This is a genomic window from Nonomuraea sp. NPDC049309 (genome assembly GCF_043196965.1).
In the GTDB taxonomy this organism is placed as follows: Bacteria; Actinomycetota; Actinomycetes; order Streptosporangiales; family Streptosporangiaceae; genus Nonomuraea; species Nonomuraea fastidiosa.
Genome location: NZ_JBICSH010000001.1, coordinates 855,234 through 872,953 on the forward strand (window position 1 = coordinate 855,234; position 17,720 = coordinate 872,953).

Annotated in this window: 16 protein-coding genes; 8 read left to right on the plus strand and 8 right to left on the minus strand. The window is 73.5% G+C overall.

Annotated elements, in window-relative coordinates; translation table 11 throughout:
• Nucleotides 1-4: 4 nt before the first annotated feature.
• From ACGFIM_RS04110 to ACGFIM_RS04145, 8 genes are all read right to left on the minus strand, one after another.
• Nucleotides 5-490, minus strand: coding sequence for a hypothetical protein (locus ACGFIM_RS04110; protein WP_393194260.1), 486 nt, complete (start codon nucleotides 488-490; stop codon nucleotides 5-7).
• 192 nt (nucleotides 491-682) lie between these two features.
• Nucleotides 683-1,645, minus strand: a complete 963-nt coding sequence (locus ACGFIM_RS04115; protein WP_393194263.1) for an NADP-dependent oxidoreductase — start codon at nucleotides 1,643-1,645, stop codon at nucleotides 683-685.
• 157 nt (nucleotides 1,646-1,802) lie between these two features.
• Entirely contained in the window at nucleotides 1,803-3,197 is a 1,395-nt protein-coding gene (locus ACGFIM_RS04120; RefSeq protein WP_393194266.1) for an alpha/beta hydrolase family protein, read from the minus strand.
• Complete coding sequence (locus ACGFIM_RS04125) at nucleotides 3,194-4,105, minus strand: alpha/beta hydrolase family protein (protein ID WP_393194269.1); 912 nt, start codon at nucleotides 4,103-4,105, stop codon at nucleotides 3,194-3,196. Before ACGFIM_RS04125 ends, ACGFIM_RS04120 begins: the two co-directional genes overlap by 4 nt.
• Before the next feature lie 112 nt (nucleotides 4,106-4,217).
• Complete coding sequence (locus ACGFIM_RS04130; RefSeq protein WP_393194272.1) at nucleotides 4,218-5,459, minus strand: cytochrome P450; 1,242 nt, start codon at nucleotides 5,457-5,459, stop codon at nucleotides 4,218-4,220.
• A gap of 37 nt (nucleotides 5,460-5,496) precedes the next feature.
• Complete coding sequence (phnE, locus tag ACGFIM_RS04135) at nucleotides 5,497-7,134, minus strand: phosphonate ABC transporter, permease protein PhnE (RefSeq protein WP_393194275.1); 1,638 nt, start codon at nucleotides 7,132-7,134, stop codon at nucleotides 5,497-5,499.
• A 62-nt stretch (nucleotides 7,135-7,196) separates the two neighbouring features.
• Nucleotides 7,197-7,973, minus strand: a complete 777-nt coding sequence (locus ACGFIM_RS04140; protein WP_393194277.1) for a phosphonate ABC transporter ATP-binding protein — start codon at nucleotides 7,971-7,973, stop codon at nucleotides 7,197-7,199.
• Nucleotides 7,966-8,958 (minus strand): phosphate/phosphite/phosphonate ABC transporter substrate-binding protein, encoded by a 993-nt coding sequence (locus ACGFIM_RS04145; protein WP_393194280.1) that lies wholly within the window; start codon nucleotides 8,956-8,958, stop codon nucleotides 7,966-7,968. The genes ACGFIM_RS04140 and ACGFIM_RS04145 overlap by 8 nt, the downstream gene beginning before the upstream one ends.
• A 192-nt stretch (nucleotides 8,959-9,150) precedes the next feature.
• Between ACGFIM_RS04145 and ACGFIM_RS04150 the strand changes: the two genes are divergently transcribed.
• From ACGFIM_RS04150 to ACGFIM_RS04185, 8 genes are all read left to right on the plus strand, one after another.
• Nucleotides 9,151-10,626 (plus strand): hypothetical protein, encoded by a 1,476-nt coding sequence (locus ACGFIM_RS04150; protein ID WP_393194283.1) that lies wholly within the window; start codon nucleotides 9,151-9,153, stop codon nucleotides 10,624-10,626.
• A 55-nt stretch (nucleotides 10,627-10,681) separates the two neighbouring features.
• Entirely contained in the window at nucleotides 10,682-11,710 is a 1,029-nt protein-coding gene (locus ACGFIM_RS04155; RefSeq protein WP_393194286.1) for a PaaX family transcriptional regulator C-terminal domain-containing protein, read from the plus strand.
• Nucleotides 11,711-11,758: 48 nt separating this feature from the next.
• A complete protein-coding gene (locus ACGFIM_RS04160) occupies nucleotides 11,759-12,682 on the plus strand; it encodes a PaaX family transcriptional regulator C-terminal domain-containing protein (protein WP_393194289.1) in 924 nt (307 codons plus the stop codon).
• A gap of 123 nt (nucleotides 12,683-12,805) precedes the next feature.
• Nucleotides 12,806-13,699 carry a transporter substrate-binding domain-containing protein gene (locus tag ACGFIM_RS04165; RefSeq protein ID WP_393194292.1) on the plus strand — a complete coding sequence of 298 codons (894 nt, stop codon included), beginning with the start codon at nucleotides 12,806-12,808 and terminating at the stop codon, nucleotides 13,697-13,699.
• Complete coding sequence (locus ACGFIM_RS04170) at nucleotides 13,696-14,553, plus strand: amino acid ABC transporter permease (protein WP_393194295.1); 858 nt, start codon at nucleotides 13,696-13,698, stop codon at nucleotides 14,551-14,553. The genes ACGFIM_RS04165 and ACGFIM_RS04170 overlap by 4 nt, the downstream gene beginning before the upstream one ends.
• Nucleotides 14,550-15,371 carry an amino acid ABC transporter ATP-binding protein gene (locus ACGFIM_RS04175; RefSeq protein ID WP_393194298.1) on the plus strand — a complete coding sequence of 274 codons (822 nt, stop codon included), beginning with the start codon at nucleotides 14,550-14,552 and terminating at the stop codon, nucleotides 15,369-15,371. The genes ACGFIM_RS04170 and ACGFIM_RS04175 overlap by 4 nt, the downstream gene beginning before the upstream one ends.
• Nucleotides 15,368-16,489 carry a CapA family protein gene (locus ACGFIM_RS04180; protein WP_393194301.1) on the plus strand — a complete coding sequence of 374 codons (1,122 nt, stop codon included), beginning with the start codon at nucleotides 15,368-15,370 and terminating at the stop codon, nucleotides 16,487-16,489. Before ACGFIM_RS04175 ends, ACGFIM_RS04180 begins: the two co-directional genes overlap by 4 nt.
• Nucleotides 16,482-17,720 carry a CaiB/BaiF CoA transferase family protein gene (locus ACGFIM_RS04185; RefSeq protein WP_393194304.1) on the plus strand — a complete coding sequence of 413 codons (1,239 nt, stop codon included), beginning with the start codon at nucleotides 16,482-16,484 and terminating at the stop codon, nucleotides 17,718-17,720. The genes ACGFIM_RS04180 and ACGFIM_RS04185 overlap by 8 nt, the downstream gene beginning before the upstream one ends.

The window sequence follows — 17,720 nt, forward strand, 5'->3', positions numbered from 1 at the left end:
GCCGTCACCGTCCGAGCAGGGCGACGCGCCGCCCCACCGAGAACGCCCGCGCCACGTTGCCGCGGACCGCGGGCCCGGCGACCGCGCACTTGGCGCAGCAGTGCACGCCGATGGTGACGCGCATCAGGATGAAGACGTACGAGCCGACGTCCTTGAGCGTCCCCACCTGGACCCCGGCGCCGATGATCGCGATGACGACCGCGTACAGCAGCATGGACCTCCACCGCTGCCCGTAGCCGCGCGCGCATCTGCGGCTCTCCTCCGGCGTGGTGGAGTACACGAGGGGGCTGCAGAGGGCGGCCGCCGGCGCTCCCACCGTGCACGTCCAGGGCCACAGCCAGTACGTCGATTCGCGGAACGCCGCGAAGACGGTCGTGGGCAGGCCGATCAGCGCCAGCGACCGGATCATCACCTCGGTGCAGCGGGCGCGCCGGCCGGGCACGCCCCGCACCGTGACCTCGCCCGGAGACGTGCGCGGGACCGTCTTCATCCCGGACCGCCTGGGCGGCCGCCGTCGCGGTGGCGCTGGGCAGGCCGGCGACGGATGAGCGACCGTGGCTGCGCCGTATGTACGAGCGGGTCAACAAAGCTCCGTACGCCGACCCGTTCTCGTGAGGCCTGACGAGCTACTCGAACTCCGCGGCCCCGCAGAGTGCGCTCGTCTCCGGCGATGGCTCAGCGGTCAGGTGACGGTGAGGACGAGTTTGCCGCGGGTGCGGCCCTGTTCGCCGTGGCGGTGCGCTTCCGAGGCCTGGGCGAGGGGGTAGGTCTGCTCCACCTCGACCGTCAGGTCGCCCTTGTCGATGAGGCCGGCGATGCGGGTGAGGGCGGCGCCGTCGGGTTCGACGAGGATGCCGGTGGCGCGTACGCCCTGCTCGCGGGCGCGGTCGAGCAGGTCGGCGGCCACGCCGGACGGGACGGCGATGAGCAGGCCGCCGGGGCGCAGGACGCCCAGCGAGCGGGTGCTGGTCTGGTCGTGGACGTCGCCGATCAGGTCCAGGACCACGTCCACGTCGGCCACGGCCTCCTCGAAGCGCGTGGCGGTGTAGTCGATGAGCTCGTCGGCGCCGAGCGAGCGCAGCCAGTCGTGCTTGGCGGAGCGGGCGGTGCCGATCACGTACGCGCCCGCGTTCTTGGCGATCTGCACCGCCAGGTGGCCGACGCCGCCGGCCGCCGCGTGGATGAGCACGCGCTGCCCGCCGCCGATGCGGGCGGTGTCGATGAGGGCCTGCCAGGCGGTGAGCGCGGCCAGGGGCGTGGCGGCGGCGCCCACGTGGCCGATCGTGCGGGGCTTGCGGGCGAACTGGCGGGAGGGCGCGGTGACGTACTCGGCGTACGCGCCCGCCTGGCGCGGGAACCACGGCATGCCGAACACCTCGTCGCCCGGCTGGACGATGGTCACGCCGAAGCCGACCTCCTCGACCACGCCGGAGACGTCCCAGCCCAGCACGAACGGCGGGTCGCCGAGCACCCCCGCCATGCCGCCGCCCTGGCGGGTCTTCCAGTCCACGGGGTTCACGCCGGCGGCGTGCACACGTACCAGGATCTCGGTGGGCAGCGGCGCGGGGCGCGGCACCTCGGCCAGGTGCAGCACCTCGGGGCCGCCGAAGGTGTCCTGGGTGATCGCGCGCATGGTGGGTGGCATGGGCTCAGGTCCTCGCTCGGCTCGTCCGCGGCCGGACGCCGATCGCCCGGCCGCGTCCGGAGGTACCCGCAGGCCGGTAGTGGCTAGCGGAAGACATGTCCAGCTTTCGGCAAGCCCTACCGCGATCGCCCCGGCCTTCGCGAGGACCGCGAGCCGTTCAGCCCGGGTACGGGCGGTTGAAGCGGGGCGGGGTGAACGGGATGTACCGGGGTTCGGTGCCGGCTCCCAGGCGCTTCGCGCGGGCGTTCATCGCCGGAGCGGACGTCGCGGGCCAGCGGCCCGTGCGCAGCCGGTCGACCATGACGGACAGCGCGGCGTGCTGCTCCGCCGGTGTGAAGTCGCAGTGGCCGGCGCTCTCGGTGTACGTCTGCCGCAGCAGCGAGCCCGCCCCCGCCCGGCGCACGTTCTCCTCGTACGCCTGCTGCTGCGCCACGGTGGAGATCTGGTCGCCGATGTTCGACAGGGTCAGGACGGGGATGCGCAGCCTGCCGTCCAGGACGAGACCGCGGGCGAAGCGCTCGACGGCGTCCGGGTCGGCCGCGATGCGGGGTGCCGCGGCCAGCGTCTTCAGGTCGTCGGCGAGCTTCAGGCCGGCCTCCTTGTAGAGCTTGTCCACGGCGCGCCGCAGCGCGGGGTCGGCCTGGCGCAGTTGCGCGGCGTAGTCGACGCCGGTGTTCCAGGACGGGTTCCCGCCTGTCACCTGCGCGATCTGGCGGCGGCTGCTCATGGCCTGCCCGACGTACGGCAGGGGGCCGCCGGCGAGCGCGAGGTAGGCGCCCTGCTCGAGAGCGGCGGCGTCACCCGGGGCGGGCGGTGGCGGCGTGGTGCCGTCGGGGTTCCTGCCCCAGGCGGGAAGCTGGCCGATCGCGGCGGCCAGCGCGATCCTGGCCCGTCCCTCAGGGGTGCGCTGGGCGGCGGCGAGCGCGTCGAACCACGCCTGGCGGGCCGACTCGACGTCCTCCGGAATGTCGATCACCGGGAGACCGGGCGCGACCAGGCGTTCCAGCACGAACATCGTGTCGAGCTTCTGGTTCCACTGGGCGACGGATCCGCTGAGCCCGCCGCACATGGGGACGGCCGCGTCGAAGACGCCGGGATGGAGCTGGGCGACGCCGGCCGAGACGAAGCCGCCCATGGACGTCCCGGACGCGATGGCGTAGCGGGCCTTGCCGTACGCCTGCTCGAAACGGGCCAGCGCTTCGGCCTGGTTGTCGATGGCGGCGCGCAGGTTCCAGCCGGTGATCTCCCGGCTCGTCCCGCCCCGGGCGATGCCGTCGGCGAGCAGCCGGGCGGTCAGCTCCTCGTCGCGGCCGGTGCCGGCGAAGTCGAGCGCGACGACCACGGTGCCGTTCCAGCGGGCCGGGACGACGAACTCGTACGGCGTGCCGTCGCCGAGCGTGCCGCTGATGCAGGTGGGGCGGGCGGGCGAGGCGGGCAGGCAGGGAGTTCCGCCCGGCGGGCCGGCGGCGGTGGCCGCGGTGGCCGGCAGGGCGGTGGTGGCCATCGTGACCGCGACGGCCAGGCCCAGCATCGCGGATGCGCGGCGGCTCACAGCGGCAGCCCCTTCGACTCGACCGTCCAGCCGTCCTCCCCGCACAGCCCGCAGTCCGGTCCGGCGAAGCGCGCCCCGGCGGCCCGGTCGCCGCGCAGGGTGTAGTCGAACCAGTCGGCGGCCACCTGCCAGCCCATCGTCGTCTGGAGGCCGGCGATGAAGCCGACGTGCCCGGCGCTCGCGTTCGATGCCAGCACGGCGGGGACGTCGAGCAGGGCGTAGTTGTCGATGCTGTTCTGGTACGCGACGTCGTCGGGGCCGCCGTTGACCAGGAGCGTCGGCGTGTGCAGATCGGCGAGGCGGTCGCGTCCGTAGCCGCCGAACGCCGGCTCGGGCAGGTACCCGGTGTTGAACCCGGCGACCGAGTCCACGATCGGGTCGGTGCCGGCGGCGAGCGCTTCGACGCCGCCGCAGCTGTGGCCGAGCACGCCGACGCGCGTGGTGTCGGCGCGGTCTTCGAACTGCTTGCGCGCCTGCTTCGACTCGGTGGCCCAGCGGGCGGCGGCGAGCAGCGCCTCGGGGTGCGCGACGGTGTCCTCGGGCGTGCCGGGTTCCGGGAAGTCGGACACGCCGCCGTTGGCGATCACGATGTACCCCTGGGAGGCCAGGCCGGTGAGGAACGCGATGCCTTCGAGGTTGCTCTTCGCGCAGGCGCCGTTGCCGTGGACGATCACGGGCAGGCTGCCCTTGCGCAGCTTCTTCAGGTCGGCGGGGCGGTAGACGGTGTGGCCGGGGAGCCCGTCGGCGGCCTCTCTGACGGTGGGCAGCACGGTGCGGGCCGGCGCGGGGGCCGGCGGTAAGGGCTTCGGGGCGGGCGAGGCCGTCGCGGCGGGGACGGAGCCGGCGAGGACGACCGCTCCCACGGTCGCCGCCAGCAGCATCCGGGCGGTCTTGAAGCGGGCCGACATCGGTGTGTGCCTCCACATCGGATGGGTTGAGGCCGGCACGAGACTCGTGCCGGGCAAGAGGTGAACGGGAACGAACCCGGCAGCACCGGCGGGCGGTGGCCGGGATACGACGTCAGGAAGCCGGACCGGGAAGCGAGTCCGGCGAGCGGGGGCAGGCGCGGGGGACGAAGCGCAGCGGGGCGGACTTGGGGCCGAATTCCAGCCAGTTGAACATCTCCACCTCGCCGCCGGGCTCGACGCGAGCGGTGGCGGAGAGCAGCTCGCCGAGGGCGGCGGCCAGCTCCAGGCGGGCCATCGCGGCGCCGGGGCAGCGGTGCGGGCCGCGGCCGAACGCGAGATGCCGGTTGGGCCGCCGGTCCAGGTCGAGCCGGTCGGCGTCGTCGAAGACCGCCTCGTCCCTGTTCGCCGAGGGGAAGATCATCGCGATGGGCTCGCCGGCGCGGATCGTGCGGCCGCCCAGTTCGACGTCCCGCGTGGCGGTGCGGGCGAACACCCGGTAGGGGGCGTACAGCCGCAGCAGCTCCTCGATGGCGGCGGGCAGCAGGCCGGGGTCGGCGCGCAGCCGGTCCTGGAGCGCGGGGTCGCGCGACAGGTGGACCGCGGCGCTGCCGAGCACGGCGTGCGGCGCGCCGATGCCGGCCACGACGGTCTGCCGTACGGTGGCCACGACCATGTCGTGCGGGATCGGCCGCTCGGGGTCGCGGGAGGCCTCCAGCAGGCTGGAGACCAGGTCCTCGTCCGGGTCGCGCGGATCGGCGGCGCGCTCTTCGACGATGGTGCGGGCGATGGCGTACAGCTCGTCGCTGGCCGCGGCGACCCTCGCCCGGTCCATCTCCTGGATGGCGAAGCTGTACTCGACGCCGATGCGGCGGATCTCCAGCACCTGCTCGACGGGCAGCCCGAGGAAGATCGCGAAGCACTGTGCCGCGTACGGGAGCGCGAACTCCTGCGAGTAGTCGCCGCGGCCGCGCGCCAGCAGCGGATCGAGCAGTTCGCGGGCGGCCCGCGCGAAGGCCGGTTCGAGGCGGCGCACGACGGCGCGGCGCAGCACCCGGTCCATGGGGGCGCGGTAGAGGCCGTGCTCGGGCGGGTCGAAGTGCAGCGGCGGGCGGCGCTGGGTGCGCGGCACGTGCGGGACGACGTTCTGGGTCGCGGTGCTGAACGTCGCGCTGTCGCGGGCGACCCGCACCACGTCCGCGTAGCGGGTGGCGGCCCAGAAGCCGCCGAAGGCGTCGCTCCACGGCACCGGGCAGCGCCGCCGCAGACCCGCGTAGACGGCGTGCGAGCTGTCGAACGTCTCGGGCGCGGTGGGGTCCCAGTCGGAAGTGCGGCCGGGGTCCGCGGTGGTGGTCATGGCAGGGTCCCTTCGTCGCGGTCTCGTCCGGTCACGGTCACAGCAGGTGGCGGCGGGCGGTGCGGGCGAGCGTCTCGATGGCGTACACGACGACGGCGATCGCGATGACGATCGCGGCGGTGGTGTCGTAGCGCAGGGTGGCGATCGACTCCTGCATGAGGTAGCCGACGCCGCCCGCGCCCGCGATGCCGAGCACGACCGACTCGCGCAGCGCGAGGTCGGCGACGAACAGGCCGTTGCCGGTGAACGCGGGCACGAACTGCGGCCAGGTCCCGGCGGTGAACGCCTGCAGGCGGCTCGCGCCGACCGAGGTCAGCGCTTCGCGGGGCAGCGGGTCGAGCTGTTCGAGCGAGTCGGTGAAGAACTTGGCGGCGAGCGCCGTCGAGGAGATCCACAGGGCGAGGAAGCCCGCGAACGGCCCGAGCCCGAGCGCGGCGACGAACAGCAGCGCGTACACGAGGTCGGGGACGCCTCTGACCACCACGAGCAGCACCCGCAGCGCCGCGCCGAGTGCCGGCCACGGGGTGGTGTTCGCGGCGGTGAGGAGGGCGGCGACCAGCCCGCAGGCGGCGCCCGCGGCCGCCGCGCCGAGCGCCATGAGCAGGCTCTCCAGCACCGCCATGAGCAGGTCGAGGGTGAACGCGGGCGGCCACATGCCACTGAGCAGGGCGCTCAGGTTGGGCCATGCGGAGGACAGCCGGCCGGGGTCGGGGCGTACCTGCCACAGGGCGGCCAGGAAGACGGCGAGGGCGGCGGCCGCGCCGAGCACGCGCAGCACGCGGGCGCGGTCCCAGCCGACGTCGTGCGGGGCCCGCCCGGCGGGCAGCGCCGCGGCGCCCGTGGCGCGCCCGGTGGAGCGGCGGCGCAGCGCCACCGACAGCAGCTCGAGCAGCAGCACGAGGGCGACGATCACGCAGATGATCCCGGCGGCGCGGTGGTAGTTGAGGCTGCCGAGCGCGGTCTGCAGCGCCACGCCGATGCCGCCGGCTCCGACGATGCCGAGCACGGCGGAGGCCCTGATGTTGATGTCGAGCCGGTACAGCACGATCGCGGTCAGCGCGGGGAGCACGCGGGGCAGGACGGTGGCGGCGGCCACCTGCGTCTCGCGGGCGCCGCACGCGCGGGCCGCCTCGGCGGGGGCGGGGTCGGTCTCCTCGATGGCGTCGGCGAGCAGTTTCGCGATCATGCCGACGGAGTGGACGGCGACGGCGAGCGCGCCGGCCGCCGGGCCGAGCCCCAAGATGCGGACGAACAGGATGGCGAACGCCAGCGTGGGCACGGCTCTGGTCAGCACGATGACCGCGCGGGCGGCCTGCCGGAGCACCGGGTTTCCGCGGTGCGTGCGCGCGGCGGTGAAGGCCAGCGGCACGGAGGCGATCGTCGCCAGGCCGGTGCCCGCGACGGCGATGAGCAGCGTCTCGGCGATCATGGACGCGACGTCGCCGGCGGCGGGGAAGGTCGGCGGCCACATGCGGGCGAGCAGCCGGGCGGTGTCGTCGAGCCCGGCGGCGAGCGCGGCCGGTGACAGGCCGATCCACCAGAACGCCAGCCAGGTGACGGCCACGGCCCCGCCGAGCAGCCCGGCCGCGACGAGGGCGCGGGCGCTCACGGGCGGCCGGAGCGGGCCGGGATCCTGCGTGGCGGTGGCGGAAGGGGCGGAGGCGGTGTCAACCATCGAGGTCCCCCACGGGCTCGTGCACCCGGCGCGGCCGGAGGGCGGGCGGTGCGCAGGCGGTGTCAACCATCGCGGTCTCCCGCGTGGTCGTAGATCGCGTGCAGCCGGGCGGCGGTCAGGTCGCGGGCGGGCTCGTCCAGCACCAGGCGGCCGCCGCGCAGCGCCACCACCCGGTCGGCGGTGGACAGCGCCAGCTCGACCTGGTGCAGGCTGCACACGACGGAGATGCCGTCCTCGGCGCCGATGCGCTTGAGCGTGTCGAGCACGAGCACGCTGGCCGCCGGGTCGAGCGAGGCGACCGGCTCGTCGGCGAGGATCAGCTCGGGGCCCTGCAGCAGCGTGCGGGCCACCGCGACGCGCTGCTGCTGGCCGCCGGAGAGCGTGTCGCAGCGCTGGAAGCGCTGGTCGGCCAGGCCGACCCGGTCGAGCTGCTCGACGGCGCGGGCGCGCAGCGCGCGCGGGTAGCTCATGACGCCGTAGCGGGGCAGGCGCAGCGTGGCGAGGGCGCCCATGAGCACGTTCTCCATCGCCGACAGCCGCCCGACGAGGCCGAACTGCTGGAAGACGAAGCCGACCCTGGCCCGCAGGGCGCGCAGCCGGGCGCGGGAGCAGGCGGCCGGGTTCTCCCCCAGCGTGCTGACGGTGCCGCGGTCGGGCAGGTGCATGCCGTTGACCAGCCGCAGCAGCGTGGATTTGCCGGCTCCTGACGGCCCCGCCAGGGCGACGAAGCTGCCGCGCGGGACTTCCAGGGAGACGCCGTCGAGCACGGTGACGCCACCGAAGTCCTTGCCGACGTCCGACAGGCGCAGGACCGGCTCGCCGTTCGTGATCTCAGCCACCGGAGGTGCACACCTCCGCCTTGGTGACCTCGCAGATGCGGGTGATCGGCTGGTAGGTGGCGTCGGTGGCCTTGACGAACGTCCAGGCGGTGGAGGTGCCGAGGGTGCAGGCGGGGGCGCCGGCGTGCTCGCCCCAATCCTTCGGTCCCTTGATCTCGCTGCCCTTGCACAGCCCCGCGGAGGCGGCGCCGGTGGCGGTCAGGCCGGTCACGGTTTGAGTGATCTTGTCGCGTACGTCCTGCGGCAGCCAGGTCCCCACCACGATCGGCGGGCCGGGGATGAGCGGCGAGGTCCACACCTTGGTGACCTGTCCCGGCTTGAGCTGGCCGCGCGCGGGCAGCAGCTGGTCGATGAAGACGTCGCCGACGAAGGCGATGTCGCAGTCGCCGGCCAGGAGCGAGGCGACGGCGGTGTCGTGCCCGTGGGTGAACACGGTCTTGACGTCCTTGTCCACGTCGACGCCGGCCTCGCGCAGCGACGCGAGCGGCTGCAGGTAGCCGGTGGTCGAGCCGGGGTCGGTGAAGCAGACGTCCTTGCCCGCGACGTCCTTGAGCGAGGAGATGCCGCTGTCGCCGCCGCGGGTCACGCCGTAGGCGTACGCGCCGGGCTCGCCGCCGGGCGCGGCGACCGGCACGGCGACGGGCTCGACGTCGGCGCGGGTGCGGGCGAGGTAGTAGCTGAACGCTCCGTAGACGGCGACGTCCACCCGCTTGGCGACCTGCGCCTCGACGACGGCCGCGTTGCTCGTGACGGCCTGGAAGCGTACGGGGATGCCGAGCTCCTTGCCGAGCGCGGTGACGATCGGGGCGAACGACGCCTCGAGGTCGTCGCTCTGCTCTGACGGGATGGCGGCGAAGACCAGCTCGGCCGGCCGGCCTCCGTCGGAGGCCGCGCTGCGGGTGCTTCCGGGGCCGGCGCCGCAGGCGGACAGGAGTGCGATCGAGGCAGCCGCCGCGATGGCGCCCAGAGCTGACTTGCGGAACATCGAGGCTCCTCACATGCGGGTGGTCGGGCCAAAGTAAGCAGCCCTCACACCATTGTCAACACTTATGTGACGACCGTAGGATTTGTGTCGAATAACATCGACGACTCGATCTGGACGAGCGTCCCTCGATGTGTTGCCTTTCTTTCGCGTTGCAGCTTCCCACCCCTGGAGGCGGACATCAATCCCCTTATCGTGATCAAACGGTCATCCTGCGCCGTGGCCGTGTGCACGGCGCTCGCCGTCGCACCACCCGCATCCGCCCAGGCCGCATCCGCCCAGGCCGCATCCGCCCAGGCCGCATCCGCTCAGGCACCGTCCGCTCAAGCCGGCCCCACCTCGACCGCGCCCACTCCGAGCGCACCCGCGCAGGCCGGGCGAAACGGCCCGCTCAGCCTCGCGGGCGTGCACCCGAGCGGCGCCACGTACGCGATCGAGGTGCCGCGCGGCTGGAACGGCACCGTGCTGTCGTTCACCCCCGGCTACGGCCAGGGCGCCGGCCCCGAGCACCTGCCCGCCGAGCTCGGCGGTGACGCGGCCTCGCGCGCGTGGCTGCTGGACCACGGCTACGCGCTGGCCGGCACCCGCCCGTACGGCGACGGCTGGGCGGTCGAGGAGAGCCTGCGCGCCTCGGCCGAGACGCTGGCGGTCTTCAGGAAGGCCGCGGGCGAGCCGGAGATCACGCTGGCGTGGGGCGCGTCGATGGGCGGCGCCATCGCGGCGGGCCTGGCGGAGCTGCGGCCCGACCTGATCGACGGCGCGCTGCCGTACTGCGCATCGGTCGCCGGGCCGGTGGCGATGCTCAACCAGTCGCTGGACGCGGCGTTCGCGTTCAAGACGCTGCTCGCCCCCGGCGAGGACGCGATCAAGCTGGTCCGCCTGGCCTCGGCGGACGAGGAGGCGCGCAGCACGGCGGCGGCCCGCGAGGTGCTGGAGGCCGCGCAGCAGACGGCGCAGGGCCGGGCGCGCATCGCGCTCGCGGCGGCCTTCGCGCAGGTCTCGACCTGGTCGGTGCCGGACACCCCGGAGCCCGCCCCGCACGACTGGGAGGGGCAGCAGGCCCAGGAGTACGCGGCGTTCCTGGCGACCGTCTTCTCCCCGCGCCATCCCCTGGAGCAGCGGGCGGGCGGGAACTTCTCCTGGAACACCGGCGTGGACTACCGCAGGCAGCTGCGCGAGTCGGGGCGCGAGCGGCAGGTGCGCGCGCTCTACGAGCGGGCGGGGCTGGACCTCGACGCCGACCTCACGGCGCTGGCCAAGGCGCCCAGAGTGGCGGCCGACCCTGACGCGGTGGCGTACATGGAGGACTACTTCACCCCGCGCGGCCGGCTCGGCGTGCCGGTGCTGACGCTGCACGAGCGCGGCGACAACTACCCCACCGTCACCCAGGCCCGCGCGTACGCCGATGCGGTCAAGCGGGCGGGGAAGGCCCCGCTGCTGCGGCAGGCGTACGTGGACAGGCCCGGCCACTGCCGCTACACCGGGGCGGAGCTCGCCGCCGCGGTCGAGACGCTGCGCGACCGGGTCGCCACCGGCCACTGGAAGGACACCCACGCCCACGGGCTCGGCCGGCTGGCCGCGCGCCTGGCCGCCGCCGACCCCGCCCTGGGGAGCGCACAGTTCACCGATCACCATCCCGGCCGGTTCCTGCGCCCGCATACACCGCGATGAGCGAGCGCCGGAGACGTAGGATTCAGCCAGCCGCAGCCGACGGGGACTTCAGACGATGGGGGGACGCCAGGTGGCCGCGTCGCCGGAGCCCGGCGCCCTGCCCAGGGCCCGGCAGGGGGCCGAACCTCAGCGCCTGCTGACCACGCTGCTGGGCGACTACTGGTTCTGGCGGCAGGAGCACATCCCGTCGGCGGCGCTGGTCCGCCTGCTCGAGGAGTTCGGCATCACCCCGGCAGGGGCGCGCGCCGCGCTGCGCCGGGTCACCTCGCGCGGGCTGCTGACCAGCTCGCGCAGCGGCCGCACCACCGCGTACGGGCTTCCTCCGAGGGCGCACGACGTGATCGTGGCGCACATGCGCAGGCTGCTGACGTTCGGCGCGGTCACCCCGCGCTGGGACGGGCAGTGGACGGTGGTCGCGTTCTCGGTGCCGGAGGAGCAGCGCGACGTGCGCCGCGCGCTGCGTGACGGGCTGCGCCTGCTGCACTTCGGCATGGTCTTCGACGCGATGTGGGTGTCGCCGCACGACCAGGCGGACGACGCCCTCGCGCTGCTGGGCAGGCTGGGCGTGCGCGGCGCCGCGGTGTTCCGCGCCCGCGAGGTCGCGGGCGGCGACCTGGATCCGGTGCTGGAGCGGGCGTTCGACGTGAACGCGCTGCGCGAGCGCTACGCCCGCTTCATCGAGACCCACCGGCCGATCGCCGAGCGGATCGCAACGTCGAGCCCGCCGCCCGCGGAGGCGCTGCGGCTGCGTACTGCGATCATGACGGACTGGCGGGTGTTCCCCGCGCTCGACCCCGACCTGCCGGCCGAGCTGCTGCCGGAGGGGTGGCCGCGCGAGGAGGCCAGGAGGCTCTGCGTGGAGATCTACGACTCGCTCGGCAAGCCGGCCGAGGAGCGCTTCCGCGAGATCCTGGCCGGGTTCGACCCCGAGCTGGCCGGGCTCGCGGCGCATCACACGTTCGCGCAGGCGGCCACGCTGGAGTCGCCGGCGATCCGCCGCCGTACGAGCTTCGACGAGGACACCGACCGGGCCCGCCTTGACCTGCTCGACGAGAACGGCCGGTCACGCCGCCGGAAAACATGACACGTTGATAACGACCGCACTTTCAAACGTTGTCAATATACTCAGGATGTGAATGATCGGAAGCTGTCTGAGGCAGTAGGCATCGACTTTCCGCGCTTCCAGGTGGGCACACCCCCGCAGCACCTGATCACGACGCTGCTCGGGGACTACTGGATCAGCCGGCCGGAGCAGCTGCCGTCGGCGGCCCTGGTGCGGCTGGCCGAGGAGTTCGGCGTGTCCGCGGTGGCCGCCAGGGCCGCGCTGAGCCGCCTGACCAAGCGCGATCTGCTGGTGTCGTCCAAGTCGGGACGGCGCACCTATTACCGGCTGACCGACCAGGCCGCCGCCGTGCTGCAGGAGGGCCGCCGGCGCATCATGTCCTTCGGCCTGGAGCAGGGCCCCTGGGACGGCCGGTGGGTGATGGCCGCGTTCTCCATCTCCGAGGAGCAGCGCGACCTGCGCCATGCGCTGCGCGCGCGGCTGCGCTGGCTCGGCTTCGCCCCGCTCTACGACGGGCTGTGGGTCTCGCCCAGGGCGGACGCCGACGGCGCCGCGGCGGTGCTGGCCGAGCTGGAGATTCCGATGGCGACGGTGTTCCGCGCCGAGGCGCTCGACCTGCCCGGCATGCGCGCCCCGCAGGAGGCGTGGGACTTCGAGGCGCTGCGGCGCGCGTACGACGACTTCATCGCCCGCTACGAGCAGCTGCTCGACCGCGTGCGCCGGGGCACGGTCGGCGCGTCGGAGGCGCTGGTCGCGCGCTCGGGGCTCATGGACACCTGGCGCACCTTCCCCAGCCACGACCCCGACCTGCCCGCCGAGCTGCTGCCCGCGGACTGGCCGCGCGCGGCCGCCCGCGACCTGTTCGTGGAGATCTACGACACCCTCGGGCCGCTCGCCGAGTTCCGCGTCCGCCAGATCGTCGCCGAGTTCGACCCCGCGCTGGCCGAGCTGGTCTCCCACCACCGGACGGGCTCCATCCTCACCCCCACCTGATCCGCCGCCCCTCCCTCTCCGCCGCACAACGGGCCCTTGACAGCTGTGCACCTCAACGTGTGACACTTGCCTCAACGACCGCACATCCAAGTGCATCATTAGCTGGTCGCGGAAGGACCCCCCATGAGACTGTCCAGGACCATGCTCGCGGGAGCGGCGGCGGTGGCTCTCGCCTCCGTCGCGGCGTGCGGCGGAGACGGCGGTGCGGCGCAGCGGCCGGCCGGTGCGACGGCTCTGTACGACGCTTTGCCCGATGCCATCAAGGAGGCGGGCGTCATCCGGTTCGCCGGTGATTCCCATCCGCCGTACCGGATCGTCGCCGACGACGGCAAGACGGTCACCGGCATCGACAAGGAGCTGCAGGACGCCCTCGGCAAGGTGCTGGGCGTGCGCACCGAGATCACCATCGTGAGCGGCCTGCCCGCGGCGCTGTCCGGCATGCTCGCCTCCCGGTACGACGCCTTCAACGGCCCGGTCAAGGACACCGCCGAACGCGAGAAGCAGTTCGACGCGATCGTCTGGATGGTCACCAGGACCTCCTACCTGATCCCCAAGTCCGGCTCCGCGGCCATCAAGAGCTCGGACGACCTGTGCGGCAAGCGCGTCGCAGGCACGGCGGGCAGCATCGTGGAGGACCAGGCCAAGCGCCTGACCGACTGGTGCGCCAAGCAGGGCAAGCCCAAGCTCGACTTCATCGGCTTCGCCGACACCAACGGCACGATCCTCGCCGCCAAGTCCGGCCGCGCCGACGCGGCGGGCATGACCGAGAGTGCCGCGCTCGACGTGCTGAACAAGGAGAAGGACGCCTTCACCTACGTCACCCAGACCGACGAGCAGGGCGCCGGCGTCGACCAGCTGGCGCTCCTCGTGCCCAAGTCCAGCGGCCTCGGGCCGGTCATGTTCGACGCGTTCAAGGAGATCTTCAAGAACGGCGAGTACAAGCGGATCATGGACAAGTACGGGCTGCAGAACGTCGCCGTGAAGGAGCCCGCGATGAACACGGCGGCCGGGCAATGAGCGTCGCCCCGCAAGCCGCCGCCCGGCCCGTGGACGTCGCCACCGCCCGGCCGCGCATCCGCCCCCTGCGGTGGGTGGCCGGAGCCGTGCTGGCCGTCCTGGCCGCGCAGTTCGCCTGGTTCCTCGTCACCAACCCGCGCTTCGAGTGGCCGGTGGTCGCCCGCTACCTGTTCGACGCCAACATCCTGCGCGGCCTCGGCATGTCGCTGCTGCTCACGGTCATCGGCATGGTGCTGGGCAGCCTGCTCGGCGTGCTGCTCGCGGCCGGCCGGCTGAGCGGCTTCAAACCGGTGTCGTGGGCGTGCGGGATCTACATCGCGGTCTTCCGCGGCATCCCGCCCCTGGTGCAGCTGATCTTCTGGTTCAACCTCGGCTACCTGCTGCCGCGCATCTCGCTGGGCGTGCCGTTCGGGCCGACGTTCGTCTCGTGGCCGACCAACACCGTGATCAGCTCGCTGACCGCCGCCATCATCGGGCTCACTCTGCACGAGGCGGCGTACATGGCCGAGATCGTCAGGGCGGGCATCCTCGCGGTGGACTCCGGGCAGCGCGACGCGGCCCGCGCCATGGGCTTCACCGCCGCTCAGGGCTTCGTCAAGGTGGTGCTCCCGCAGGCGATGCGGGTGATCGTGCCGCCGACCGGCAGCCAGTTCATCAGCCTGCTCAAAGGCACCTCGCTGGTCAGCGTGATCGCGATGGCCGACCTGCTCTACTCGGTGCAGGTGATCTACAACAGGACGTACGAGATCGTCCCGCTGCTGATCGTCGCCTGCGCCTGGTATCTCGCGGTGGTCACCGTGCTCTCGCTCGGCCAGCGCCGCCTGGAGCGGCACTTCGGGAAGGGGCAGCGGTGAGTGAGACGCCGGTGCTGCGCGTCTGCGACGTGCGCAAGCGGTTCGGCGGCCACACGGCGCTCGACGGGGTGAGCCTCGACGTGCACGAGGGCGAGGTCGTCACCGTCATCGGCCCGTCCGGGTCGGGCAAGTCCACGCTGGTGCGCTGCGTCCACCAGCTGGAGAGCATCGACGGCGGCTCGATGTACCTCGACGGCGAGCTGCTCGGCTACGAGATGCACCGGGGCCACCTGCGCCCGCTGCCGGACCGCAAGGTGGCCGCGCAGCGCAGCCGCATGGGCATGGTCTTCCAGCAGTTCAACCTGTTCCCGCACTGGAGCGTGCTGCGCAACGTCGTCGAGGCGCAGGTGTCGGTGCACGGCCGCGACCCGGACCGGGCGCGCGCCCAGGCGCTGCGGCTGCTGGACCGGGTGGGGCTGGCGGACAAGGCGGACGCCCATCCCCGCATGCTCTCCGGCGGCCAGCAGCAGCGCGTCGCCATCGCCAGGGCCCTCGCGACCGACCCGCGGATCATGCTGTTCGACGAGCCCACCAGCGCCCTGGACCCCGAGCTGGTCGACGAGGTGCTGAGCGTGGTGCGCGACCTGGCGCGCGGCGGCATGACCATGATCATCGTCACGCACGAGATGAGCTTCGCCCGCGAGGTGGCCGACCGCTGCGTCTTCATGGAGCAGGGCCGCGTGGCCGCGACCGGCACGCCCGAGGAGATCTTCGACTCCCCCGCCTCGCCCCGCCTGCGGGCCTTCCTGACGCGCTTCACCGGACGCGCGGAGCAGGCCCCTTCCGAACCTGTGCTTGAGGAGGAGAGCACGTCTTGAGCCTCACGGTGATGGCCGTCGGCGATCTGATCGTCGACGAGCCCGATCCCGCGTCCTTCTTCGACCCCGCCCGGGAGACGCTGGGCCGCGGCGACGTGGTGATCGGCCACGTCGAGGTGCCGCACAGCACCTCCGCCGCCCAGGTCAGCACCGACGTGCCCGCACCGCCCGCCGACCCCGCCGCGCTGCGCGCCGTCGCCGAGGCCGGCTTCGACGTGGTGACGCTCGCGGGCAACCACGTCTACGACGCCGGCGACCAGGGCGTGGCCGACACCATCGCGTACGCCACCGAGGCCGGGATGGTCACCGCCGGCGCCGGCATGAGCCTCGCCGAGGCCCGCCGCCCCGCCGTGGTGACCCGCGACGGGCTGCGCGTCGGCGTGCTCAGCTACAACTGCGTCGGGCCTCGCGAGTCGTGGGCGACCAGCCGCAAGCCGGGCTGCGCGTACATCAAGGTGCTCACCCACTACGAGCTGGACCACGCCAGCCCCGGCGGCCCGCCGACCGTCTACACCTTCGCCGCCCCCGAGTCCCTGGAGCAGATGGCGGCGGACGTCAAGGCGCTGGCCGCCGAGGCGGACGTGGTGCTGGTGTCGCTGCACAAGGGCGTCGGCCACACGCCGGCCGTGCTCGCGATGTACGAGCGGCCCGTCGCGCACGCCGCGATCGACGCCGGCGCGCACGCGGTGTTCGCCCACCACGCCCACATCATGCGCGGCGTCGAGATCTACCGCGACCGGCCGATCTACCACGGGCTCGGCAACTTCGTCACGGTCACCCGGGCGCTGACGCCCGCGGCGGGCGACGAAGGCGAGCGGGCCGCGTGGGCGCGCCGCCGGGTCGAGCTGTACGGCTTCGCCCCCGACCCGGACATGCCGTACTACCCGTTCCATCCGGAGAGCCGCAACACCGCGATCGCGCTGTGCCGCTTCGACCGGGACGGCCTGGTCTCGGCGGGCCTGCTGCCCTGCTGGATCGACGGCGCGGGACGGCCGGTGCCGCTCGGCGACGGCGAGCAAGGCCGCGAGGTGGCCGCCTACATCGAACGCATCACACGGCAGGTGGGCCTGGAGACGGAGTTCCGCTGGGACGGCGACGAGGTGGTGCTGCGTGGCTGAGCGTCCGCTGGCCGGCCGTACGGTGATCGACCTGACCACCGCGCTGTCGGGACCGTACGCGACCCTGCTGCTCGCCGGGCTCGGCGCCCGCGTGATCAAGGTGGAGAACCCGCTGACCGGCGGCGACACCTCCCGCAACAACGCCCCGTACCTCGGCGTGGACGGCCTGTCGCTGGCCCGGCGCGACGAGGACGACATGTCGGTGTCGATGCTGCTGCGGGGCCGCAACAAGCAGAGCGTCACGCTGAACCTCAAGCACCCCAAGGCCCGCGACCTGCTGGCCGGCCTGGTCAGGGTCGCCGACATCATGATCGACAACTACAGCGCGGGGGTGACGGCGCGGCTCGGCATCGACCACGCCTGGGCGAGCTCGATCAACCCGCGCATCGTGTGCACCTCGATCAGCGGCTTCGGCGGCCAGGGCGGTCCCGGCTCCGGCAAGGCGATGGACACCATCATCCAGGCGCTGAGCGGCGTCATGATGACCGCGGGCGCGCCCGGCGAGCCGCCGGTCCGCTTCGGGCTGCCGGTGGGCGACCTGGTCGCGCCGCTGTACGCGGTGATCGGCACGCTCGCGGCGGTGCTGCAGGCCGACGCAACCGGCAAGGGACAGCACGTGGACGTGTCCATGCTGGGCGCGCTCACCTCGCTGGTGGCGTGCGAGCCGTTCGACGCCTACGAGAAGCTGGGCCTGCCCATGCGCACGGGCGCGACCGTGCCCAGGCTGGCGCCGTTCGGAACGTTCCCGGCCGCCGACGGCTGGTTCGCGCTGTGCGGCCCCACCGACGCCTTCGCGCGCGGCCTGTTCACCGCGATGGGCCGCGACGACCTGGCCGCCGACCCGCGCTTCGCCTCCCGCGACGCGCGCGTGACCAACGCCGCCGAGCTGCACGAGCTGGTGCGCGCGTGGGCGGCGGACCGGCCGCTCGCCGAGGTGCTCGGCCTGCTGACGCGGCACGGCGTGCCCGCCGCCGAGGTGCGCGAGCCGGGCGACGCCGTACGCGACCCGCTCGTGCTGGAGCGCGAGGAGGTCGTGCCGCTCGCGCACCCGCGCCACGGCGAGACCGGCGACCTGTACGGCACCGGCGTGCCGATCCGCTTCTCCGACGCGGAGACGGCGCTCGACCGGCCGGCGCCCGCGCTCGGCGAGCACAACGACGAGATCTACGGCGGGCTGCTCGGCTACTCCCCCGAGGAGCTGAAGGCGCTGGCCGAGGAAGGGGTGATCTGA